Source organism: Paenibacillus sp. NPDC058174 (assembly GCF_042883865.1).
Lineage (GTDB): Bacteria > Bacillota > Bacilli > Paenibacillales > Paenibacillaceae > Pristimantibacillus.
Genome location: NZ_JBHVUY010000003.1, coordinates 229,326 through 252,615, shown reverse-complemented (window position 1 = coordinate 252,615; position 23,290 = coordinate 229,326). Strand labels below are relative to the sequence as shown.

Sequence of the window (23,290 nt, the reverse complement as noted above, 5' to 3'; positions counted from 1 at the left end):
CCGCAATCGCATCAACTGCACGACAAAACGAAGGACTTGAATTGGGCAACGGAATCAAACTGGTTTAGCGGGACGCCCTCAGATTTCAAGTGTTTCTCTAATTTCTCGATCAGCGATAAAACCGCCAATCGCAACGGTTCGAAATCGATTGGATTTAACAAGGCAATGAGATCGGGATATCCGAACTGCTCATAGTACGTCCGATACTCGCCGGAGTCCAAGCTGCTCGGCCAGCTGCCTTTTTCTGCGGAATACAGCATTCTGGCTAAACCGTCTTGCACACCAATGGCAACGAAAAATGCCGTTTCATAGTGTCCTTTTTCGCACGCAGTCAACAGCTTGTTCATCAGCCCTCGTTCCTCTTCATAATACCCCTTCATCCGGTCCCGATAGGAACGGGCTCCTTCCACACTTGCTCTCCGTTCTGATATCAAACTAAGCGTATCCGCAATCAACTGTTCGCAAGCAAACAAGATGTCATCCCGCGAACGACTGAACATAATCGTATCTACATGCTGCTCCAATTGAGCGGGCTTAATGGGCAGCTGCCTGACTTGCTCCCGATAATGACCCCAGCCGCGTGTATAGTAGACTTGGTTCAAGAAGCAAAACGATTCAAATAAGCTCGTCACAATTTCATGCGCTTGAACCCGGCAGTAGGATAAATCTCCCGGACTGGCAGGAAGCCGGAGTTTAGCCAAGCTAATCAAGCAATTGCCGAGTGCGGTCTCCGCCTGTTGGACCAGCTTTAACGTATTGGACGAATTGCCCAGTGCAGCTATAGTCTCGCGGAGCCCCATAAATCTAGCGAGGTCATCCGGCGACCGGACATACAGAAGCTCACAATCCGCTATTATCGTCGTGTTCCATTCCTCGAATGCCGCTATTCTTTCCGCGCGATCCCAAGGAATCGGCCAAAAGTCAAAGCTGATCCCTTCAATAATAAATTGCAGTTCGACTTCTCTTCCTCGTACGGTGGCCGGGATAAAAAAGAAATCCAAATCCGAACGCTCCGTCGCTCTGCCCTGCAAATAAGACCCATAATATCCGACGATGGCAACATCTTGGGGATAGTGGGTCTTAATGCGCTCAACGATAATTTTTGCAACCTCAAATACATCGACCATGACAATGACGCCTCCTTAGGTAGCCGTTGTCTTAATCTAGCATGCTGCCCGATTGCGGGATATGTAAAGAACAATTCCTAGGAAACCATTCTTATCGGGATTTGATTAAATGGGCTGACATCCTTTCGACAAAAGCCAGCCTTCCATCGTCTTGCATGTCTGCCCGGCGTCCTGCTCGTACATAATGGCCGCCTCTTGCCCATTCGCATAATTGAACCGGACATAGCCGCCCAGCTCCTGATAGAACAGATGGCAAGAATAGAGCGACTCCTCTATGAAATCGGGGGGAAAAGCCAAGCGGCACATGCCGGACAACTCCTCTAATGACAATTGTCCCTCTCCTGGCGGCAGCCGCAAAAACATATGGTTACGGGAGCCCGTCCACGGTTCATAATAAACGCCACCTTCCCTCCCGCTTCCGTACACCCAGCTATAGATTTCATCCATTACAAAGGCATACGTTTCTTCATCATCCTGTTCACCGGGCTGCAGTGAAAGGGCCTTTATCTGATCCGCGTGACGCGGCAGCCACAGCAGTTGCGCTGTTGGGGGATGCACCGCAAGAAAGTCGCCGTCGACTGTTGTACCTATAGCTACGCATTGTGCGATCTGTTCCTGCGTGATCGGGCTATTCCCGTCATGCTCCCATAAATCATACTCGGCAAAGGGCTTCAGCACTTCCGGATCTGGCAATTGAACATTCATCCACCCTCTGTAAGTGCCCTCTCCGAATCGCTGTAAAAAACTCAAGTAACCCGGTGGAGCGATAGCGGCATTCACCTGCGATAACCTTAATTGTTGCTCATCAGTCAGCGGCTTCGGCTGTGATACGATATACATATGTTCCCCTCCCGTTTAGCAAACTGTATAATTCTGGTCAGTAGTTTACCACAATTGACATAGACTGTACTGAGACTTTCGTTTCAGAGGCCAGTGAAAAAACCCCGTCTGCATGCAGACGGGGCCATCACTTCATATTACAATTACTACTAAGCCTCGCTTAAAGACTTTTTCAAAGATTGAACGATCTGTTGATGAAGCGGTTCACTGGCTGCGAGAATGCCTCCGCAATAGACTCTGTCGATTGCATTGCCATCCAAATCGGAGAACACATAGCCAAGCTCCTCCAATATGACTCGGCCAGCCGCATAATCCCATGAGTTTACATAGTACTGAACATAGCCGCCCAGCACGCCTGTCGCCAAATCGCTCAATTCCATCGTCGTTGCGCCATAATTCCGTACGCCGCGGACTTGGGTGCCAAGCTTAAAGAAGTGCTCCCAGCGCTTCATTTCCTCCATACTGCCCCAAGGCGCATTAATCGCCATTAGTTCGTTCTCAAGCAAGCCATCCTTACCAGCGGTGTTCAGTGCGACATCATTCAAAAATGCACCGCTTCCTTGGTGAGCGCGGTATAGCTTGCCTGCCATCACATCATAGATGATGCCGAATATGCCGCGGTCCCGCTCGCAAAAGGCTACCGATATAGCAAAGTCCTTTTTTCGATTGATGAAGTTGCTTGTCCCGTCAATGGGATCAATAATCCACATATAAGGGCTTGATGAAGCATGGTTGCCGACATTCTCCTCGCCCACAATGTTATGCTCGGGATAATGCTCGCTAATCTTGCTCACCAGAAACGACTCGATCTCGCGGTCAACCTCTGTCACCACATCGGAATGGCTGGATTTTTGCTTAATTTCGGTATGCCCTTGTATTCTGTTCTTTATCATTTCCCCTGCTTCCAATATCCAAGGCAGAGACTGTTCGTAAATTTCGTATTCAGCGCGCATGAGACTTCACTCCTTCGAATTTCTGCCGTACATCAGCTGTTAGAATATCATTATTTTAGGTGAATCACTGGAAACGATCAACCCTCCTGCGGCGAGCCTAGAAATACAGGCAACGAAAAACACCACTGCTATAACAAAAAAACCTCGCCCTTATGCAGGCGAGGCTATTACGTTTGAGAAGCTATGCTTTAAATTTGCTTATCGCTTCTTGCAGCTCTTGAGCCATCTTGCTTAAAGCTTCCGCAGAGGCTGACACTTCCTCCATTGCAGCCGTCTGTTCTTCCGATGATTGAGCCACATTCTGCGTGTTAACCGCCGACTGTTCGGCAATACGGGCCACATTTTCCATCATCACCAGCATGCTCTGGGAGCTTGCATTCACTTGCTCTACAATGGACGACACCTCTTGCGACTCCAGTACAACTTGTCCAATAGAATCCGCAATCTCAGAAAAGGACTCGCCTGTACGCTGAACCATCTCCATGCCTGCTTTGACGACAGATGTCCCCTCATGCATAGAATGAACAGCTTTATCGGTCTCCGATTGAACCTCTTGAAGGAGATCACGTATTTTGCCTGCTGCCACACTGGATTGCTCAGCCAGGTTCCGTATTTCACTAGCCACTACGGCGAACCCTCGCCCTTCTTCACCTGCCCGCGAAGCTTCTATGGCAGCATTCAATGCTAATAGATTGGTCTGGGTAGCTATATGAGTAATAAACGCAGCAATTCGATTGATTTCGTTGGACTTTTCACCAAGGGTGTAAATGATCTCAGCCGTCTCGCTAGCTGAATTGCGAACCCGATTCATTTGTTCAATCGTCTGTGCGACCACTGTATTGCCGGCATCTGCTTTATCATTAGCAGCAGCCGTTAATTCGGACACCAATTGAATCGATGCAGCGGCCTGATCCATCCCCTTGGAAATCTCTGCTGCGGCATTCGTTGCGGCTGCAGCACTGGACACCTGAGTGGCAGCGCCGGACGCGACCTCTTGAATGGCTGCTGAAATTTGCTCGGTCGCCGTACTCGTTTGTTCAGCACTTGCAGACAGCTCTTCTGAAGTTGCAGCGACCTGATCAGTGTTAAGTCCCACTTCACGAATCAATTGTCTTAGGTTCAACTTCATCTGATTAAACGAATCTGCCAACCGGCCGATTTCGTCCCGGTTTTTCACCTGAATGTCCGCTTGCGTCAGATCACCCGCAGCGATTTTCTCTGCGCCCCCTGCCAGTGCGAGAATCGGCTTAGCAATGATCTGAGATATAAGAATCGCTATTCCAACAGCTAGAATAAGCGAAATGATGCTCAAAAATAAAATCGTATCACTGACAGAGTCAACCAATTTAGAATTCGCTTTGGTGCCTTCCTCCATAAAGGTTGCCTGATCTAAGGCTAATTTATCAGCTACATTCCTAATATCCCGGGCTATTGGCGATGCCACTTCTATTGAATAGCGTTTGGCTTCTATCGGGTCCGAATGAATGAGAGCAAGCACTTTATCCGATTCTACTCGAAACTTTGCATTCAATGCTTCAAGCTGACTCAGCATATCTTTAGTCTCTGTACGCAAGGCTAAGCTACCGGTCAACTGTACAACCTTTTCAAGATCAGCAATCATTGCTGCCAGTGTTTCGGCCTGCCCCTCTTCCTCCAGCAATGCGCCGCGCAAACCGCTTATCGCTCTAGAAGCATAATTTTGCATATCCTTTGCGTTCATTAGAATAACAGACCGGCGTTCAATTAAATCTGAATAAGAATTGTTAATTTGCTGAATCTGAACAAACGACATACTGCTAATCATCCCAAGAAGGATAATAACTCCTAAAAAACCTGCCATCAATTTTTTTCGAATGGTAAAATTCATTCCCCGCACCTCGCTTTTACAAATATTTCATTATGCAATGCATATTGAATATCCATAATAAGTCTTTCGAACTACAATTCCCAAGACATTTTATCCCATAGGACCTACTTGTAACAGAATCTCCTTATCCTGCAGGCAGACTAGCAAGAAAATGCAAAAAACTGCAAGACCGCTGCCGGATAGGGCAATACGATCTTGCAGTTTTATGGTTTATACGCTGCTACAGCTCTCAGCGATCTACTGGCTGGTCACTTATTGCTGCGGAGCCATGTTGTTGTAGATGTTAGTCGCGTTCACTTTACCCGTGCTTACATCTTCCGTCGTAAATCCGGATACGATATTGCCGACTTTAAATTCCTTCTGCAGAAGCTCTTCCGATGGCGCAGCCGCTGTTGGTCCTTTAATACCCAATTGAGTGTCCGGAGTTACCGTTACCCACAGGTCGCCAACCTTAAAGCTTTTGCCATCTGGGCTCACTTCGGTAATCGTGCCGTCGATGTTAACCGCAGCTTTGCCTGATACAGGAGGTTTAGCAGCCTCATCCTTTTGCGGGGCGATATTGTTGTAAATAACGTCTGCCGTTACTTTGCCCGTGTTCACATCCTGAGAAGTGTAGCCGGACACGATGTTGCCCACTTGGAAGTTCTTTTGCAGCAGATCCTCCGATGGTTCTGCAGCTGTAGGCTCCTTGCTGCCCAGTTGGGTCTGATCCGTCACTTCTACCCAGAGATTGCCGACCTTGAAGCTCTTGCCGTCCGCACTCACTTCCGAGATCACACCGTCAATGTTGACGGCCACTTTGCCCATAATTGGCGGTTTAGCTGTAACATTAGTAGGCGGCGTATTGGGGACTGCAGGCGACTGCTGATTCATTGCAAAGAGACTGACCGACAATACCGCACATGCTGCAATTCCGACTGTCCAACCTGTTACCGTTTTTCTTTTTGCTTTTTCCATTATGACCCGCTCCTTTTGATCGATCGTATTTGTTTGTGGTTTGTTAGCCATTTCCGACAACAGCTTCTTATAGGTTGCTTCTTGAAAATCCTCGCTTGTCTTCACACGGGACATTGCCGATTTATAGACAGATTTCTTCATTATCCAGGCCTCCAATCTTCTCTTTTAAGATAAGGCGTCCTCTTGCAAGCCATGTGCCTACCGTTGCCGGTTTGGACTGCATAATAACTGCAATTTCCTGGATGGAATATCCCTCATAATAGTGCAGATGAATTGGAATACGATACTTCTTGTCCAAAGCCAGTACGGCCTGCAAAACCTCATTTTCTTCCTTAGGGAGATAGCTCAAATCTTCGGGAACAGGGTTCCTGCTTTTGAACCATCCGGTCTTGAGCATATTTTTACTTTTATTTATGGTGGTTCGAATCAGCCACGCTTTTTCATGTTCATTGTTTTCAAATACAGGGCGCTTTTGCAGATAGGCCAGGAACACTTCCTGAGTCACTTCTTCGGCATCCGCTATATTTTTCAAATACGTAAAAGCAACTTTGATCAAGCTTTGTGAATATAGATCCAAGGCCCTTCGTACAGATTCATTGAGCTCATATGAATTGTACACCTCAGCACCCCCTTTCACTTTAAATACAACTGAGGACGCGCATATTTTTCACTGCCGCAAATATTTTTTTAGCATCGGGTTATTACGAATAAAATAAACGTGGGTGCGGAGGAGGAAAGTCGGCGGACATTAACATTTATTTGTCAGACATGGCCTCCCCCCTTGACCAGACATGACTATAGACGCGAAAAAAGCCCGCAACAGCTGCGAGCTTGAACAATAGAGCGTACAATACTAACGTTAAACCTCTCCCAGTCTCTCGGTCCGCTTATTATCGAAACAAAATGCAATAGTGCAGTTTGCAGAGCCGGAAATCGCCGTTTTTGCCTGTCAAAATGCAAAAGTACAGTTTGAATAAGCGTTTGGAGGCCATTTGAGTGGTTTTTAGCCATTCAACATGCACTTTTACATTTTGAGCGCTAATATCGACTATTTTTATCCAATTAAAATGCAGTTTTGCATTTTGATGCTGAGCAGTGCAAGGGCTTGGAGTGATCCCAGCAGTTAATGGAATGAAAATAGGTTTGGCATCTGCCGGCTACTCCCTGTAAAATGTAAAGTACGAGCACGATGATCCTGTATACTTGAAAAGGAGCGTGTAACGGATGAACGAGAGCTGTGTTCCTACAGGTGTGGCGATAAAAGATACCGGATTTGGCTATACGCTGTCCTTAATAGGCGGTAAATATAAAATGATTATTCTGTACTGGCTAGCTGAAAATGGGGTCATGCGGCATAATCAGCTGCAGCGAAGCATCGGCACGATTTCCTTCAAGACGTTAAGCCTCATGTTGAAAGAGCTGGAGGCAGACGGCCTTATCATGCGGAAGGAATATCCCCAGGTGCCTCCAAAAGTCGAATATTCTTTATCTGAACGCGGCCGCTCGCTTCTGCCATTGTTAGACATGATGTGCGAATGGGGCGAGCATAACCAGCTAACCACTGTGTAGCCCTCGACAGCATCAAATCACAAAAAAGAAGGATCCCCGCATGTGGAGATCCTTCTTTTTTGTGCAATTCGATTACAGTTGATCAATGTAGCTTACATAATCCTGAGCGCTTTTCATAATTTCAGTCTCGTTGTCACTAGGCATGCTTTCAGTACCGTAAAACGCAAAGAATGAAGCATATTCAGCATGGCAATAATGGAAGGTTGTTTCGAAAGGATATAATAATTGCTCTAGCGTATAGCGGTATTTCCCTTCAGCACTATAATCTTCTTCCCTAATACCTGCCGACACAGCAAGACCCACTTTGCGATGCTTTAATTTATCGCCTCCCGAGCCGTATGCCCAGCCATATGCAAAAACATCATCAAACCATTGTTTAAGAAGCGGCGGACAGTTAAACCAATAGAAAGGGAACTGAAAAACAAGCTTCGAATGCGATTCAATGAGCTGCTGTTCTTTTTCCACATCGATCTTGCCGTCTGGGTAAGCCTTGTATAATTCATGTACCGTATATTTCTCCGGATATTTACGAAGCTCCTCTGCCCAACGCTTATTAATAACGGAGTTCTCCAGGTTTGGGTGCGCTACAATAATTAGTGTTTTCAATGTTTCATTTCCTCCAATCTTGTTATTTGTAGAGTATAAAATACCCTTATCAAATAAGTAAGTACGCACATTTTTTACAGGTACTTACATGAAGGTTAGTGTACGGCTATATTCCTCTTGACGGGAGCGGGGCATCAACAGACTAGAATTACACCATATTATGGCGCTTCGGAATCATGAGCATAGATACCCATTCATGCTAAAGTTATGGAAAAGGAAGGGAGTGAGCTGCGATGGGCTCTTGGGGAAAAGCTTCGCTAGAGAGCGATGAAGGACTGGCCATGCGCAGTACGAGTCATTGAACGGCCTAAAGGAGATTATCTCGGAAAAAGTGGATTTGCTTGCGCTGCAGCAACTTGTTCAGCAAGCCTGGATTGAACACATGGAGCAGTTGGTTTGTACTTTGTCGGTACATGCTGCAAAATAGCTGCATGCAGCCGGTCACATCCGGACAAAGCCGCATAGCGCGGCTTTTTATTTTTCAATCGCATAAATAGCTTGCTCAGCACCATATCTTTGAACGGTTCTTTCTAAGTTCATGCCGACCTTCTCTAAAAGTCTGCAAGACGCGATATTAGCTGTTTGTGTCTCTGCAATAACTTTAGAGATTTGCAGCCCATTCAGAGCGTAATCAAGTACTGCAGCAATAACTTCAGTTGCGTAACCATTCCCCCACCAATCGGGGAGAAACTCGTACGAAACCTCAATATTCACGCCCTCACTATGCTGGTCCAAGGAAACTAATCCGATGCATTCATTCGTAGGCTTCTTTCTAACTGTCCAATAATAAGAATCCTTATTTGATCGCGTTAATATGTCCTCAAACTTATGTAACGTATGCTCTTCTAGGATTGCCCCTCCTAAAAAGGTTCTGACCTTTTCATTGGTATAGATCTCTTTTACCTCTTCGTAATCGGATTCCTGTAGATTAACCAAGATACATCTGTCAGTCTCCAAATCTCATTCCCCCTCTGCAATGTTACTTTCTTCTAATATATCCACTACCATAATAAGGATATTAAAGCGGTCAATCAACAATATTTCAGACCCGCGAACCTTTTCATCATAAAAAAAGAATCGCCCCACTAGTGGAGCGATCTTCTATAGCCATCAATATCTTTACTTACTGTTTAATGCCTTCAGCAAAAGAACTATTGCTTCTGCGCGAGTGGCCTCATCATTAGGGGCAAACCGGTTGCCGCTGCGTCCCGTTATAATGCCTTTCTCCCTTGCAGCCTCTACCGCTTCTCTAGACCAGACCGGAATAGCGTCTGCATCGGCAAAACCGCCAGCCCCTGCTGCCTCTGGCTGTGTAAACCCAAATGCTCTGCTGATAATTACCGCAATTTCGGCGCGCGTAATTTTTGCGTTCGGATGGAAGCTGCCGTCGTTGTATCCGGATATTACCTTCAATTCAACGGCTTGCGCTACCGCTTTCTCAGCCCATGTGCCAATAGCATCCTTATCACCGAATGAAAGTGGCACGCCTTCATTTTGCCAGTTCAGTGCCTTAGCCAGAACAACGATGAATTCAGCACGGGTAATGGACTGATTCGGCTTGAATACACCGTCCGGGTATCCTGAGATCAGCGCCTGTTCTACAGCTTGCTTGATAGCCAGCTCTGCCCAATGTCCGGCAATATCCGTGAACTGAGCCGAAGGCTTCTGAACAGGCTTGCTCACCGCGAACACAGCAAATTTAGTGAAGTGATCGACTTGTACCGATATGACTCCGTTATTTACGTCGCCGCCGATTTCAACCCAGTGCTTAGCCGTCTCATCATAGTAGAACACAGCTGCCGTCAGACTTTTATCCTGTAAAATCTTCTGATCGAATGCAAATCGAAGTGTAATCGATTTGGTGAAATTTCCGGTAAAATCCTTGAGCAGCTCGTAAATCGGGCTGGCAAGCTTCTGCCCTTGCTCCACCAAATTCGCTGTATCCTTGAGCTTCTCCACCTTTATTCGAATAGGCTGGTCTGATGTTCCGCTTGGAATGATAACCCAGACCTCATCATTGAGTTGAACTTCGCCGCTTTCTTTCGCCGGAATAACCTTCTCCGTCGATACGGGCGTCGCTGCCGGCGTCGTTGGCACTGTCGGCCCCGATGGTTCCGATGATGACGTTGGTGTTGGAGATGGCGTCGGCGATGATGTTGGTGTTGGAAACGGTGATGATGTTGGAGACGGCGACGGAGAAGGAGACTCCGAGACTCCACCTTCCGGCACGAATACCGATGAAGCATCCGATGGCAACGAATTACCTACACCATTGCTCGCAACCACTGTAAACGTGTAAGCCGTTCCGTTGACGAGGCCAGTTACCGTGATGGGACTGGACGTCCCTGTCGCTGTCTTGACCGCCGTACCGCCGGTCCATGCCGTTACCGTGTACAAGGTGATCTCACTTCCGTTAGCTGACGGAGCCGTAAATGCCACCGTGGCCTCACCATTGCCTCCCGTCACCGTAACGTTGGTTGGCTTGCCGGGCACATCAGCTGGCGTCTCTTCGCCAGGCTCCGGTGTTCCCGGTGTTTCGGCCGCTGCTGGCGTCACTTCTTCCGACGGCTCAGAGGCAGGCGAGTCCCCAATCGAATTGGTTGCAACGATTGTAAACGTGTAGGCCTTGCCATTTTCCAGCCCTGTTACGTTGATTGGACTGACAGTACCGTTCACCGTCTTAACTAGTTCACCGCCGGTCCATGCTGTCACCGCATATCCGATTATGCTGCTGCCATTGGAAGCAGGCTCGGTAAAGCTTATCTTCACTTGACCATCACCAGCCTCCGCGATTACATTCGTCGGCTTGTCTGGTACTTGGGCGGGCACTTCGGCCGCTATCGGTGTGACCTCTTGCGACGGTTCAGATGCCGGAGAATCTCCGGTCACATTGGTCGCAACGACCGTGAACGTATAGGCTTTGCCATTTTCCAACCCTGTTATTGAGATGGGGCTGGATGCACCGCTTACCGTCTTAATCAGCTCACCATCGCTCCATGCCGTAACCGTATAAGCCGTGTTCAAGCTGCCGTCCGGATTGCTGGATGTATCGAAGCTAACAACCGCTTCTTTATCGCCCGGTACCGCACTCACATGAACAGGAGCAAGCGGGTGAAGCGGAACCACCTCGACAATACGGCTCACAACAGCAGAGGATTGCTTCGCTGTCGGATTTTGTGCCGCAGCCGCCGTCAGTGTTGCAAAGCCTAGCTTATGAGCGGTTAACGCCCCGGTCACAGGATGAATAGAAATAACATTCTCGTCGGAGCTGCCGAAGGTCACACTGTCGTTCCCCGCGCTTAGCTCCGCAGCAATCGTTGCTTGCTCCCCGAAGCTATATTTCTCTTGTAAATTTGTAAAGCTCACCGTTCTCTTGAGCCAATCTGCAGTTAGCGAGGCGGATAAATTTCCCGCATTGCCTGCTTCCAGCTTGGATGCCCCGGAGGAGATCGCAACAAACTTGGCTCGGTATAGATCTCCGGATGATGCCGTAATTGTCAGCTTCGATGCGTTATCCGCATTGCCTGCAATAGCCGCTGGCGTTGCTCCTGCTCCTTTAAACCATTCCACTGTATAATCTGTACCATAAACGAGCGGATAACCAGCTTTATTCACAACGGAAGCTAGGTTCGAAACCGACAGAGTAACTGGCGTTCCGTAATAAAAGTGGCTGTCTCCTTCAGCTTCAGCCTGAACCGCTATCACCGGCAATGTGCTTAGCTCACGGGATACCGTGGCCGTGCTGTTCGGATAATTGGCCGTAGAAGTCGTTGTAACCGCTTGTCCATAGTAGGTTTTTCCGGTAGTGTTCAACGTAATGTCGACCGGTATTGTACCTGCGGGGAGGAACAGATATACACTTCCGTTGCTCAGTATGGACGTATTCAACGTTTGGCCTCTATAGTGGACAGTTACAGCGGTGCCGATTGCAGGAACGGCAGAAGCATCTACTTTGATCGCTGTAGCGTATACCGTCTGGCCATTCTCGTTTACTGCCTGTCTTCCATAAAGAAGGGGTATGCCATTCGTGAATACATTGCCGCCATTAATAAGTACGGTCGTCTTCTGCACATTGTCCGCTCTGTTTGGAGTAGCGGCGTAGCCCGTGCCTATGGCATCATAAAAATAGCTGGCTGCATTAGAAGGCACCTTTGCCGTTATCGTACCGCCATTAATCGTGACACGCGTTGCCTTGCCAGGGTAACTCGCGGATACGTCGCCTCCGCCAATCGCCGCTGCTGTACCATTGTACGACTCCGCTGTAATAACGCCTCCGTTAATTACGATCGTACCGCCTGCACCTCCCTTGCCGCCGCCAATTGCGGCTGCTGAGTTGCCAGTCGTTCTGAACCCGGCCGTAATCGTGCCGCTATTGATCGTAATGCTGCCGGCAGTCTCATTCACATTGCCTCCAATGACCGCTGCGCTGCTGTAGCCGCTGGCAGTCAATGAATGGCTGTCCGTACCGTCAATTGAATCGATAATAAGCTCGCTGCCTTCAGGGACGCTTATAGCAGCTTTTTGAGTAGCGCCGTTGTATGCGGACACCGTATTTGTACCGCTAAGTGTCAGATAGGCCTTTGTGCCGCTGCCTTCAATTGAAATAGTAGGAATGGAAGAATAGGAAGCGGTTGATTTTGTAATCGAGGCGTTCTCCAGCGTCACATGCTGCTCCACGCCGCCTTTTATCGTCACTACGTTAGAGGTAGAAGCCCCCGTAATAATATAACCGTTGTTATTGTAAGCAGCCGTTGCGCCGCTTGGCGTTTTCCCCGTAACGGTGCCATCGCCGATCGTAATGCTGCCCTTGGAAATATCAAGCGTCGTCTTTGATTCGTCCGCAGAAGCATGCGGAACCGCCGCTGCAAACAAATTTACTATTATGGCAGCCGTGAGCCCAAGCCGCAGCCATTTCCCCTTTTTCATCGCAAAAGCTCCTCTCTCTTTGCTTGAAAGATCTCCCGCACTATTCGATTGGGGTAGCGTTAATCGCAATGCGGATATCGCTTGTAATGGTATCGAGACTTAACAGCCCCGTCTGGCTGTCGTAGCTATAGTTCGCGTACTTCACTTGAATATCGCCTGCCTGTATCGTATAGCCCTCTCGCGCATGCACGTAAAATTGCGCACTGCCGCCAGCTATTACATCTACCGCACCAGTCTCCCATACCACAGAGTCTGAAGTGACCGGCGTTACCGTCCACTGGGCGGTTTGAACCCACACTAAGTAACGGTAATCGGACGCCAGCGTGTAGACGTCGCCGTCATAAGAAGCTTTATAGCGGATACTGTACAGGCTCGGCTCCAAGTTATCGATGACATTGCCTGTTACCGGATAGATTTGCTGATTGTTGCCGATCTGCGGAATCCATTTAATATATTCCTGAGACTCGTCCGCACCGAAAATTTTGCCGTTTTTCGTTCCTGTCTTAGCCGCAATCGTCGTAAATCCAGACGGCTTATCCGGCTTCACGACCGTGAAGCTTTTGCTGTAGCTGGCTCCTTCATAGGAAATGCCGTTTGCTTTCCCGCCTTCATAAGCAATGCGGATGGAATGCTCGCCCGGCAATAAAGCGCTGAATGTAAAGCTGATCAATCCTGCTTTGTCTCCCGTACCTGTCACTCTTGTGTAGAAGTTTCTTGAGCCATCCTGATAGAACCGGACCGTAGCGCCCTCGATCGGCGTGTCCAGACCGTCGTCAGAGGTCAGCTTAACCGTATAAGTAATCGCGCCTGCTGTTGGATCTGGCTGCTTCGTAAATTCCGCTTCAGAAGTAACGCTCAGCTTGGCAGGCACACCTGGAACAGGAATGCCGCCAGCCTTCGGCCCCAGCGACGTTTTGACCGCAGAGAAGGAGGAGGAGCCGACAACCTTTCCACCGGAAACCGCTACAAATTTAGCCTTATATACGTCCCCCGTCAGAGGGGTAACTGTCAATTTCGAACTGTCTTCCGAATTTCCAGATATTAGTGTCGAGCCTTTGTACCACTGCACCACATAATCAGTGCCCGCTTGAAGCGCATAACCGCCGGCATTAACGACTTCATTGTAGTTGGACACGGCGAGCACGCTTGGTTTGCCTTCGTTTAAATCCGAATCCTCGATATCAGCGTTTTGAACAGCAAGAACAGGCACACTCTTAATCGTACGTGAAGCAATTGCTGCGATAAAAGCACTGTTAGCTGCCCCTTCTGCCACAGTTACCGTTCCGTAGTATGCCGCCCCGGTATCTGCGCGTGTAATTGCTACATCATTAGAGCCTGCTGGTAAAAACAAATACACATAACCGCCGTTCAACGTATTCGTCCGTATGCTGCCGCCTTCGTATTCAACATCAACGGCTGTGCCGTTTGCAGGCGCATCCTCCAGCTTGATGCCCGCTGCATACAACGGCTGTCCGTCAGCATTAACAGGCTGGCGCTTGTATAGGAGGGTCGTAATGTTGCTGCTGTCATTTCGGTTAATGATGCTGCCGCCATTAACGACGACTGAAGTTGAAGCCTGTACCGACGCCGTATAGCCAGAGGCTACTTTGCCGTAGCCGATAGAGTCGTATGGCGCCGCATTTGGAATTTTCGTCGTGACAGTGCCGCCGTTAATCGTTACTTCAGTCGCTTTGCCGCTATAGCCGGCAGCGGAGTTTCCGCCTCCGATTGCTGCGGCATAGCCGCCGTACGATTCTGCCGTAACCGTACCGCCATTGATGACGATCGATCCGCCCGCTCCGCCTTGGCCGCCTCCGATTGCCGCTCCGTAATTGCCGCTGCGGGCAAACTTTGCAATGATCGTACCTTCATCAATGACAATCGCACCAGATGCCGCAGCTTCGTTGCCGCCAATTGCAGCGGCGTAGCCCCCATATCCGTTGGCCGTCAATGTATGATTGTCGCTTCCGTCCACCGTACCAATCGTCAGTTCCGTTCCTTCAGCCACGCCAAACGCTGCTTTTTTCGGATTGCCGGAAGTGAGGACGCTCGTCCCATTAAGCTTTAGATCCACGATCGTTCCCGCATTTTCAATCGAAATAGGGGATGCGCTGCTATAGCCGGTGCTGATTTTAACGTTTTTAAGCTCGATCTCAGTGGAGCCGCCACTGATTGTAATCGTATTAGCAGTCTCGGAGCTGGTGCTGCTTGTTATGATATAGCCGTTCCCGTTATAAACCGCGGCTGCCCCCGTTGCTGTTTTGCCAGTGACGGTTCCATTGCCGATTTTAATGCTTCCCTTCGCCAGATCAAGCGTCGTCTTCAAAGCTTGCGCAGACGTATAGCCTGCCGGAGAAACGAGAGTAAGCAGCAGTGCAAGGACGCTAGCTAACGCCGCTAGTTTGAAGCCCTTTCCTTGTAAAACCGGTCGCCGTTTTGTTATTTGTTGCATCGTCAACATCCCCTCTTCTTATAACAATATAATCCCATAAACATAGTCGGATTTATAACTGAACAAAATAGTCTCCAAAAGCCATTCTATACTTTTTCGCTATCTCCTGAGCCGCAGCCGATTAATAGTTGAAGCACTTATGACGACGGAAAAAGGTAGAATATGCTCTTAACATTATCATCGCAGATGAAGTCCGTCCAATAAGCATTTGAATTTAATTAATAGAATCGCTCTATCAATTTCAATTCTTTATTGATTTCAAGCACCGCTTCGAAAATAACAGAAGACGCGCTCCCTTTCAGCGCAATAAGGTTGGTTACAAGTGACAGCTCAGACAATGAAGGGATCGTAACTGGTATTAGCAGCCCCTCTTCTATCTCTCGGCGGATGCACAGCATGGGTAAAAAGCTAATTCCTTCACGCTCAAGCACAAGCTTCTTCGCTGTCTCCATGTTGTCGGTGTGATAATCGATTTTGGGCGGATGGCTTAACGTCTCAAACAAACGATGTATTTTGGTCCAATTGAGCGAACCGCATTCATAAAAGACGAGCGGCTCCGACTCCAGCGCGTCAATCGATAACGGCGGCTCCTGCAAATAGGAATGCCCCTGATAGACGCATAGTTTAATAGGATCTTCAATGAACCTTACAGACTCCAGCGCAGGATGGGAAACACTCCGCACAAACCCGAGATCAATCTCCTTGTTCAAAACCTTATCAATGATAGAATCGCTATTATCCGTAATGATACGAATTTGAAAATCAGGGAATCGCGCCTTCAGCTTCGGCATCACGAGCGGTACTACATAATGGGAGATCGTCTCCGTACAGCCCAGCCGCAGCGTCTCCACCTCTGTTGTCTTGCCCGACATCAGCTGCTCCGCTTTTTTGAAGGACTTTAGTGTCTGCTGGGCATGGGGCAGAAACAGTTCCCCTTTATGGGTCAACGAGAATCGTTTCCCTTCCCGGATAAGCAGCTCGACGCCAAGCTCCTTCTCCAGTGTCCGGATTCGCGATGATATGGACGGCTGCGTTAGGAACAGTGCATCTGCCGCCTTGCGAAAGCTGTTGAAGTGTACCACATATACAAAAGCTTCAATGTTATCCAGGTTCATTGATTCTGTCGCCTCCTCAAGCAGATTGGGTAATCAGCCTTTAATTACTAGACGGGACTTAAAGACTAGTTTCAATGTCAACGCGTGAATATTTCATACTATTATACTATGTTTTGTCAGAATTAAAACCATCAATTTCCTGTTTTTACGCCATTCTCATATGGGCAGTAGCTGCTTAGACCGCGATATTCGCGAAAAAAGGTACGGCTCCTCAAGAAAAATGAAAGAGACCGTACCTTTTTTCAAATTTTATTCCATTCTGACTTTCACTTAATCTATTCGTCAAAAGAAGCCCTCACCAATTCCTATAGTGAAGGCTTCTTTAGAAGCATTACGGTACGATAACCGTATCCGCTGCCGGAATGAAAGGCGTCCAATCCTTCGTTGCATAGAGCAGCAGCCGGTGCATAGCCCTTGTACATGCGGTATAAAAAAGCTTGCGCTCGCTCTCACGCTGATACGTTCGCGAAGAAGCATCGTAGATAAGCACGGCGTCAAACTCAACGCCCTTAGCCAAATATGCAGGAAGCACCAGCGTTCCTTTCTCGAACGTTAACGTTTCTTTTGTAATGAGCCGCAAATCCGCAGCTCCCAGCCCCATTAATGCTTCATAGGCCTCACGGCTTTCTGCTGCCGTCTTCGTAATGATGGCGATGGAGTCAAACCCCTCCGCCCTCAGCTCTGCGAGATCCTTCAGCATTTGTTCAGTCCGCTCTGCACAATTCTCTGTCAGCGAGAACGCGGGCTTTTTGCCCCTCCGGTCAAAAGGGATAATCTCTTCTCCCGGAAGCAAGGACTTCGTAAACTCCACAATCTCACGAGTCGAACGGTAGCTTCTAATAAGACGAATTAAACTCGTATCTTCCTCGCCATAAAGCCGGATCAACGGCGAATCCGCTTCATGCAGCTGCGTAGCTTGCGGAAAAATCGCTTGCCCGAAATCGCCAAGCACCGTCATCCGCGCACGAGGAAACAACCGCTTGAGAAACGCGAATTGGAACGGTGAATAGTCCTGGCCCTCGTCGATAAATAAATGCCGTACCACCGTGTTCGTCCTTGTCCCTTCGATGAGCTCTTTTAAATAAAGGAAAGGTGTTGCATCCTCATAAAACAGCCCGCTCAGGCTCAGCTTTTCCTTCGTCTGCCTGCATATTTCCATCCAATGCTGAGGCGCTTCGCTTCCTCCCGTCATGCTCTGGTACGCCGTTTCATCGCTGAACAGCTGCACATACAAGCCCCTGACATCGATGAACGAGAACTGCTTTACATCCCGTCTCAGCGGCTTGAAATGCGCCTTCGCAATCATCCGGCGCAGCAAATTCTCTTGCTGTATAGCGAAGTCAAATACATTTTCTTCACCTACATCCGGATTTCGAAAATCGCCATACTGCTCCACATATTGTTGAGTGAAATCAAACACGACATCATCGCGCTGATACTTCTTGCGCACCTCGTTATAGACTTCGGCATATTGATCATGGTCGAGATAATCAAGCTCATCCTGCACCCATAGCGCTTCCTGCTCTTGACGCTCCAGCGAAGTCAGCTCCTGCAGCAGCCAATCCTGGAGCAGAACAACGCGATTAGCTAGACGGATGGCAGGATCATAACTGTAAAATTGCTTTTTCATCTGCTCTGCGGTAATCAGCTCACGGTCACGGAAAGAAATGCCGTGGAACAGCATGCCCTCTGTTCCCAGCCACTGCGCATAACTGGTGAGCGCATGGAGGAAGTTTTCAGAGGCCTTATACTGCATGCCCGCCAGCCTTGCCTCATATTGCTGTGACCATTCTGTAGTCAGAACATATTCAATCTGTTCGAAAGGATCTTCAAGCCGCAGTGAGGTTCCCAGCCAATAAGCCAGATATTCCTGAAAAGTCGTCTGCTGCATATTCTCCTCTCCGAGTTCCGGCAGAACTGTCGATACATAGCTGTTGAACATCGGATTGGGCGAAAAAAGCACGATCTGATCCGCTTTAAGCCGCTCCCGGTGTTTGTACAGCAAGTAAGCGACCCGCTGCAGTGCAGCGGATGTCTTTCCGCTACCGGCCGCCCCTTGCACAATGAGCATTCGGCTATTGTCATTGCGGATGATTGCATTCTGCTCCCGCTGGATTGTCGCGACAATGCTCTTCATTTGGTTGTCCGCACCCTTGCCCAGCACCTGCTGGAGCAATTCATCCCCGATCGTTAAGCTGGTATCAAACACATTCTGGAGCTGGCCGTTCCGTATCTGATATTGCCGCTTCAGCGTCATATCGCCTGTAATGAGCCCGCCCGGTGTATTATAATCGGCAGCTCCCGGAGAATAATCGTAGTACATGCTTGCAATTGGCGTTCGCCAGTCATAGACAAGAAAAATCAGTCCGTCCGCATCAACGAAGGAGGATACGCCAATATATATTTGCTCACTGAGGCTGAGGCCGCTCTCTTGAAAATCAATTCGGCCGAAATAAGGAGCCGGTAGCAGCCGTTTCATGCCTTTCCATCGCTGCAGCCGCTGCTGATGACTGCGCTCCCGTTCCGACAACAGTGCCTCTTGCTGCTTGATGCTATAGAAGGTTTCTTCGAAGTCTTCATCGGTGCTTGTGTTAACCGTAACCTCTTCCCAAAACCGCTTGCGAATATCTACTACTTGGTCGCGAAGACCCGTTACTTCGGGATCCAGTTCTTCGATTTTCAATCGAAGCCCTTCCGTCACCCGATCCAGCCGCTCCTGTTCCTTACGCCAATCCTCTGCATGTATCATCCGTTGAACACACTCCTTTTCATTCACGTCTAAAGAAGAAAAAGAACATTTGACAAACCGTAAATTCGCATGGTATTATTGATATATAAATAAGATGCAATAACCATGACGATTTTCTTAAAAATCGAGAGATGTACTAACTTTAACATAATGATGCGTATGTGCGCAATCATTTATTTCATATGGAACCCGGCGAGACTCGCCCGGGTTCTTTTTCGTTCTCCCCGCAGGGTGGATGTCAAACAAAAAAACCGCCCTGAAGGGGCGGAGAGACTATATACAGCTTCGCACATACGACAGCCGCAGCTAATCAAAATGTAAACATACAGGTTGTTAGCCGTTTTTTCGTTCATTTACCCCCTCAAAATGCAAAAGTGCAGGCTGATTGGCGAAAAAGGCTCCCAAAGCGTCAATTTGAAGGTTTTCAAATGCACTTTTGCAGTTTGATGGTTATTTTAGGCGATTTGAAGCTCATCCAAATGTACTTTTACATTTTGTTGCCTAGCCCTGTTGTTTAACCCCGTTGCCTTGCCACCAATGTGAATGTTTTCGGTATCCCCTTATCGAACACCTCAGAAGAAAGATTCGGCAGCTCCTCCAGCACTTAAATCGTCAAGCCTTCGCTTGCAATAGCCGTGATGATCTCACCGAGCGTCCAATTCCGCAAATAAACCTTGTGGACGGCTTCATCCATCTGATCGGAATCTAAGTACTTAGAATGGGAAACGTCCTTTTCTATGAGTGAAGTATCGAAGTAGTTGCCTGTCACCTTATGCTTCCTGATGTTGGCAGTTGTTCCCTTCGAGGTGATCAGTTTCGTCGATACAGGGTGAAAATCTTGCAAAATCATCCTGCCTCCATGATCAAGAAGACGATGGATCACCTGAAATAGCGGCCGCAAATCTGTAAAATAATGAAGGATGCCATACTCCATAAATACAAAGTCATATTGATTCGCTAATTCGTCTAAGGGTAACTGCAGCACATCGGCAACGATGTATTTCAATTCAACCCCAGCCTGATTGGCCAACTCGGTCGCATATCGCTCGTTTTCCGGGGAAAAATCAACTACGGTCACTTTTGCCCCCAGAAGCGCCAACGCTACTGCCTTATTTCCATTGGAGCCAAGCAAATTGATGACTCTCTTCCCCTCTACATTCTGACCCATGAATTTGAATGCGGTGCCGACTCTCTTTACAGGGTCTTGCTTTATTTTCGTAACGGCCTCCTGCGGCATTCCGAACCGGTTCACCCAGGATTGATAAGTGCTGCTGTTCCATGCTTTTTTATTTGGGTGAAGGGATTCCATTATTTTAACCCCCGAATCCGCTCAGGGTTTAATCCCTCAAGCTCTTCTATGACAAAATAGCCATTATCACGGATTAAAACGTCATCGAACCATAGCTGTCCGCCGCCGTATTCCTCGCGCTGATTACAGACGATATCCCAATGGATGGAGGACAGATTTGAATGCTCGACCTGAACAGCACCGCTTCCAATAGCTAAATGTATGGAGCCCCAAATTTTTTCATCAAACAAAATATCGCCCACAGGCTTCTCGATATACGGGTTAAGCCCGATCCCGAATTCACCGATATACCGAGCTCCCTCATCCGTCTCCAGTATCTCCAGCAGCTTTGCCGTGTCATTGGCTTTTGCATCGATAATTTTCCCATGCTCAAAGGTTAATCTGATATCGTCAAATACCGTTCCTCTAAATTGAACAGGCGTGTTAAATGAGATACACCCATTTATAGAGTGCTTGATCGGCACGCTGTACACCTCGCCGTCGGGGAGATTTTGCAATCCGGCATCCTTTCTGACAGGCATCCCTTTAATCGACATCGCCAGATCCGTACCATTCCCTGTAATTCTCACTTTATCTGTACGGCTTAGAAGACGGACCAGAGCGTCCATTTGCTCCGATAAGTATGAGTAATCCAAATTGCACACGTTAAAATACAGCTCTTCAAACGCTTCAGTCGACATCTTGGCCAGCTGCGCCGCTGCGGCGCTCGGATAGCTTAAAATGCACCATTTTGTTTTCGCCCATCTAGGCTCGTGAACATGTTGATAGTACACCTTCCAATATTGATCCAGCTTCTCCGAAGGAGCGTCCGCTAGTTCACTGTCATTCTCATTCGCTCTGATCAGCACATAGGCATCCATATCATCCATCCGGACAAAATCATAAGCCGCTAATCGCTCTAATTGATCCAATGAGCTATGCATCAATTGTGTGCGAAGAATGCTTTTATCCGTAAATACAACAAATGGACAGGCTTCTGCACGATAAGCCTCTCGTACAATGGCTTGGGCCAATACGTTGTCGTGGCCCTCTACTTCAATTAACAGCTTTTCTCCCTTTTGTAAACTTACAGAGTAGGCAACAATGTTTGTCGCAAGCTGCTCTATTCGTGAATCTTTCATCGGAATTCCCCCCAGGGTGTCTAATTTATAGGATTAGACACCGCAGACGGTCAAAAGGCCACATGACGGTTAAAAAAAATAAAAAGAGCTGCTCAATAAACAGCTCCGAATAAAATTACTGGATCGTACTCAGATTAGCCTTACGAGCCTCATTACGGAAAAAGCGGATAAATTTCCGGTGTATGCCCGGGAATAAAATAAAGAAAATATCCATCGTCCGCCGGAGCGGCAGCGGGCATACCATTAGTTGATTGCGCTCCAGCCCCTTTAACGCAATACGGGCAAACTGCTCAGGGCTCATCATTTTTCGCGCCTTCATTTGCTCGCCAATTTTCGCTTTGTCCATATTGATTCCCTCGCCGTTGGAGAAGATTGGCGTATTCACAAAGGTTGGACATAAGGCGCTCACCTTGACTCCGAACGTTTCAGCCTCATAGTGGAGAGAGGTAGTCAATCCTACAATGGCATGCTTGGTTGTAGCGTAAGCAGCAGCCGTTGGTGACGGACCAAGACCTGCTACCGATGCTGTATTGGCTATATGGCCGAAGCCTTGCTTTTTCATAATGGGATATGCTGCTTGAATGCCATGAATAACGCCCCATAGATTAAGGTTGACGATTCGCTCCCAATGCTCCCGCGACATATCGTACAGTTCGCCATACATGGCGATCCCTGCATTATTAAACATATAATCCAATCTTCCGTGTTCCTCATACACGCTGTTAACTGCCGCTTCTACCTCATCGGCATCCGTTACATCCAGTCTGATAAACACTGCTCTCCCGCCTGCCTTCTCAATAGCATCAACCGTTTGCTTGCCGCCCCGCTCATCGATGTCTGCAATCACCACAAAAACTTGCCGGCCCGCCAACTGACTGGCAATCGCTTGGCCAATACCCGATGCGCCGCCTGTTACTATCGCTACTTGATACTCATCATTCAACTTGCTCACATCCTTATTTTTGATAGATATGATTAGAACAATTAGTACGATCGTTCTAATTTTGGCAGGCAGAGAACTCTTATTTCTTAAGAATTCCCCCCAGAAAGATGGTTACGCTCTGCTGGAACATACGGTGCAAGGTGTCATACTCCATCGTGAAGATATGCTGGCATAACGCGCCTAGCCAATTCCCGAACAGGAACGTGGTCGTCTGCAAATCTTCAATGACAAACTCGCCGCTGTCTATTCCGTATTGGAACACAGCCTCGTAAGCTCGCATCGGCGTCTCCACAAGATCGTACAGCTGCTTAAGCGTTTGCGGATCGGCTGCCGGATTCGTCATTAATTCCTGCAAAACCTTGAGCAGCGGCGTTTTGTAGTTGTCCAGCACAAAGCCCGCTACTGCATACAATTTGGCTGTCGCAGTCTCATAGTTCGGCGAGATTGCATCCCATTTGTCGCCCCATATCCGCATAGCATCTTGAGCAATCGTCATGAACAGCTTTTCTTTGTTCTCGAAATGGTAATACACATGGCCTTTGCTAAAGCCCGATTCCTTCGATATATCGGAAATTGACGTGCCTGCAAAACCTTTTTGCGAAAAAAGTTGCGCTGCTTTCTCCGCGATTATTTTCCTCGTCTGGTCACTATCATAATGTCGTTTCATCATTTGTCATCCTTTTGAACGATCGTTCTATTTCTATCATAATGGATTAGAATTCCATATACAATCATAATTGCTCACACAATGTGACA

General features: G+C 48.1%; 16 protein-coding genes and 1 pseudogene. 1 reads left to right on the top strand and 16 read right to left on the bottom strand.

Annotation, left to right across the window (positions count from 1 at the left end):
- Positions 1-11: 11 nt before the first annotated feature.
- The 6 genes from ACFVVF_RS17270 to ACFVVF_RS17245 form a co-directional block, all read right to left on the bottom strand.
- The gene (locus tag ACFVVF_RS17270; RefSeq protein WP_387812083.1) at positions 12-1,127 is read right to left on the bottom strand and encodes a hypothetical protein; all 1,116 of its coding nucleotides are present in this window, start codon (positions 1,125-1,127) and stop codon (positions 12-14) included.
- A gap of 105 nt (positions 1,128-1,232) precedes the next feature.
- The gene (locus ACFVVF_RS17265) at positions 1,233-1,967 is read right to left on the bottom strand and encodes a hypothetical protein (protein ID WP_387812080.1); all 735 of its coding nucleotides are present in this window, start codon (positions 1,965-1,967) and stop codon (positions 1,233-1,235) included.
- A gap of 149 nt (positions 1,968-2,116) precedes the next feature.
- Positions 2,117-2,920, bottom strand: coding sequence for an inositol monophosphatase family protein (locus ACFVVF_RS17260; protein WP_387812078.1), 804 nt, complete (start codon positions 2,918-2,920; stop codon positions 2,117-2,119).
- Positions 2,921-3,101: 181 nt separating this feature from the next.
- Positions 3,102-4,787, bottom strand: a complete 1,686-nt coding sequence (locus ACFVVF_RS17255; RefSeq protein WP_387812075.1) for a methyl-accepting chemotaxis protein — start codon at positions 4,785-4,787, stop codon at positions 3,102-3,104.
- Positions 4,788-5,039: 252 nt separating this feature from the next.
- Positions 5,040-5,885 carry a hypothetical protein gene (locus ACFVVF_RS17250; protein WP_387812073.1) on the bottom strand — a complete coding sequence of 282 codons (846 nt, stop codon included), beginning with the start codon at positions 5,883-5,885 and terminating at the stop codon, positions 5,040-5,042.
- A complete protein-coding gene (locus ACFVVF_RS17245; RefSeq protein ID WP_188890048.1) occupies positions 5,866-6,363 on the bottom strand; it encodes an RNA polymerase sigma factor in 498 nt (165 codons plus the stop codon). Before ACFVVF_RS17245 ends, ACFVVF_RS17250 begins: the two co-directional genes overlap by 20 nt.
- A gap of 605 nt (positions 6,364-6,968) precedes the next feature.
- On the opposite strand from ACFVVF_RS17245, the gene ACFVVF_RS17240 reads away from it, so the two are divergent.
- Positions 6,969-7,313, top strand: a complete 345-nt coding sequence (locus ACFVVF_RS17240; protein WP_387812070.1) for a winged helix-turn-helix transcriptional regulator — start codon at positions 6,969-6,971, stop codon at positions 7,311-7,313.
- 72 nt (positions 7,314-7,385) lie between these two features.
- Here ACFVVF_RS17240 and ACFVVF_RS17235 read toward each other — a convergent pair whose 3' ends face one another.
- From ACFVVF_RS17235 to ACFVVF_RS17190, 10 genes and pseudogenes are all read right to left on the bottom strand, one after another.
- Positions 7,386-7,919, bottom strand: a complete 534-nt coding sequence (locus tag ACFVVF_RS17235) for an NAD(P)H-dependent oxidoreductase (protein WP_387812067.1) — start codon at positions 7,917-7,919, stop codon at positions 7,386-7,388.
- Between the two features lie 474 nt (positions 7,920-8,393).
- Complete coding sequence (locus ACFVVF_RS17230) at positions 8,394-8,876, bottom strand: GNAT family N-acetyltransferase (protein ID WP_387812064.1); 483 nt, start codon at positions 8,874-8,876, stop codon at positions 8,394-8,396.
- 162 nt (positions 8,877-9,038) lie between these two features.
- The gene (locus ACFVVF_RS17225; RefSeq protein WP_387812061.1) at positions 9,039-12,845 is read right to left on the bottom strand and encodes an S-layer homology domain-containing protein; all 3,807 of its coding nucleotides are present in this window, start codon (positions 12,843-12,845) and stop codon (positions 9,039-9,041) included.
- 40 nt (positions 12,846-12,885) lie between these two features.
- Positions 12,886-15,297, bottom strand: coding sequence for an autotransporter outer membrane beta-barrel domain-containing protein (locus ACFVVF_RS17220; protein ID WP_387812058.1), 2,412 nt, complete (start codon positions 15,295-15,297; stop codon positions 12,886-12,888).
- A 218-nt stretch (positions 15,298-15,515) separates the two neighbouring features.
- On the bottom strand, positions 15,516-16,412 hold the full coding sequence (locus tag ACFVVF_RS17215; RefSeq protein ID WP_387812055.1) for a LysR family transcriptional regulator: 897 nt from the start codon (positions 16,410-16,412) through the stop codon (positions 15,516-15,518).
- A 331-nt stretch (positions 16,413-16,743) separates the two neighbouring features.
- Complete coding sequence (gene helD, locus ACFVVF_RS17210) at positions 16,744-19,161, bottom strand: RNA polymerase recycling motor HelD (RefSeq protein ID WP_387812052.1); 2,418 nt, start codon at positions 19,159-19,161, stop codon at positions 16,744-16,746.
- A 514-nt stretch (positions 19,162-19,675) separates the two neighbouring features.
- Positions 19,676-20,470 (bottom strand): annotated as a pseudogene (locus ACFVVF_RS17205) (class I SAM-dependent methyltransferase).
- Complete coding sequence (locus ACFVVF_RS17200) at positions 20,470-21,591, bottom strand: aminopeptidase (protein WP_387812050.1); 1,122 nt, start codon at positions 21,589-21,591, stop codon at positions 20,470-20,472. Before ACFVVF_RS17200 ends, ACFVVF_RS17205 begins: the two are co-directional and overlap by 1 nt.
- 115 nt (positions 21,592-21,706) lie before the next feature.
- Positions 21,707-22,534 carry an SDR family NAD(P)-dependent oxidoreductase gene (locus ACFVVF_RS17195; RefSeq protein ID WP_387812047.1) on the bottom strand — a complete coding sequence of 276 codons (828 nt, stop codon included), beginning with the start codon at positions 22,532-22,534 and terminating at the stop codon, positions 21,707-21,709.
- A gap of 79 nt (positions 22,535-22,613) precedes the next feature.
- The gene (locus ACFVVF_RS17190; protein ID WP_387812044.1) at positions 22,614-23,204 is read right to left on the bottom strand and encodes a TetR family transcriptional regulator C-terminal domain-containing protein; all 591 of its coding nucleotides are present in this window, start codon (positions 23,202-23,204) and stop codon (positions 22,614-22,616) included.
- Positions 23,205-23,290 lie beyond the last annotated feature (86 nt).

What these genes read in the sequence shown, in the direction of transcription:
- ACFVVF_RS17260 (WP_387812078.1), bottom strand. Translation starts at nt 2,920, where the DNA reads ATGCGCGCTGAATACGAAATTTACGAACAGTCTCTGCCTTGGATATTG.
- ACFVVF_RS17225 (WP_387812061.1), bottom strand. Translation starts at nt 12,845, where the DNA reads ATGAAAAAGGGGAAATGGCTGCGGCTTGGGCTCACGGCTGCCATAATA.
- ACFVVF_RS17200 (WP_387812050.1), bottom strand. Translation starts at nt 21,591, where the DNA reads ATGAAAGATTCACGAATAGAGCAGCTTGCGACAAACATTGTTGCCTAC.
- ACFVVF_RS17250 (WP_387812073.1), bottom strand. Translation starts at nt 5,885, where the DNA reads ATGAAGAAATCTGTCTATAAATCGGCAATGTCCCGTGTGAAGACAAGC.
- ACFVVF_RS17270 (WP_387812083.1), bottom strand. Translation starts at nt 1,127, where the DNA reads ATGGTCGATGTATTTGAGGTTGCAAAAATTATCGTTGAGCGCATTAAG.
- ACFVVF_RS17220 (WP_387812058.1), bottom strand. Translation starts at nt 15,297, where the DNA reads ATGCAACAAATAACAAAACGGCGACCGGTTTTACAAGGAAAGGGCTTC.
- ACFVVF_RS17265 (WP_387812080.1), bottom strand. Translation starts at nt 1,967, where the DNA reads ATGTATATCGTATCACAGCCGAAGCCGCTGACTGATGAGCAACAATTA.
- ACFVVF_RS17190 (WP_387812044.1), bottom strand. Translation starts at nt 23,204, where the DNA reads ATGATGAAACGACATTATGATAGTGACCAGACGAGGAAAATAATCGCG.
- ACFVVF_RS17240 (WP_387812070.1), top strand. Translation starts at nt 6,969, where the DNA reads ATGAACGAGAGCTGTGTTCCTACAGGTGTGGCGATAAAAGATACCGGA.
- ACFVVF_RS17215 (WP_387812055.1), bottom strand. Translation starts at nt 16,412, where the DNA reads ATGAACCTGGATAACATTGAAGCTTTTGTATATGTGGTACACTTCAAC.
- helD (WP_387812052.1), bottom strand. Translation starts at nt 19,161, where the DNA reads ATGATACATGCAGAGGATTGGCGTAAGGAACAGGAGCGGCTGGATCGG.
- ACFVVF_RS17255 (WP_387812075.1), bottom strand. Translation starts at nt 4,787, where the DNA reads ATGAATTTTACCATTCGAAAAAAATTGATGGCAGGTTTTTTAGGAGTT.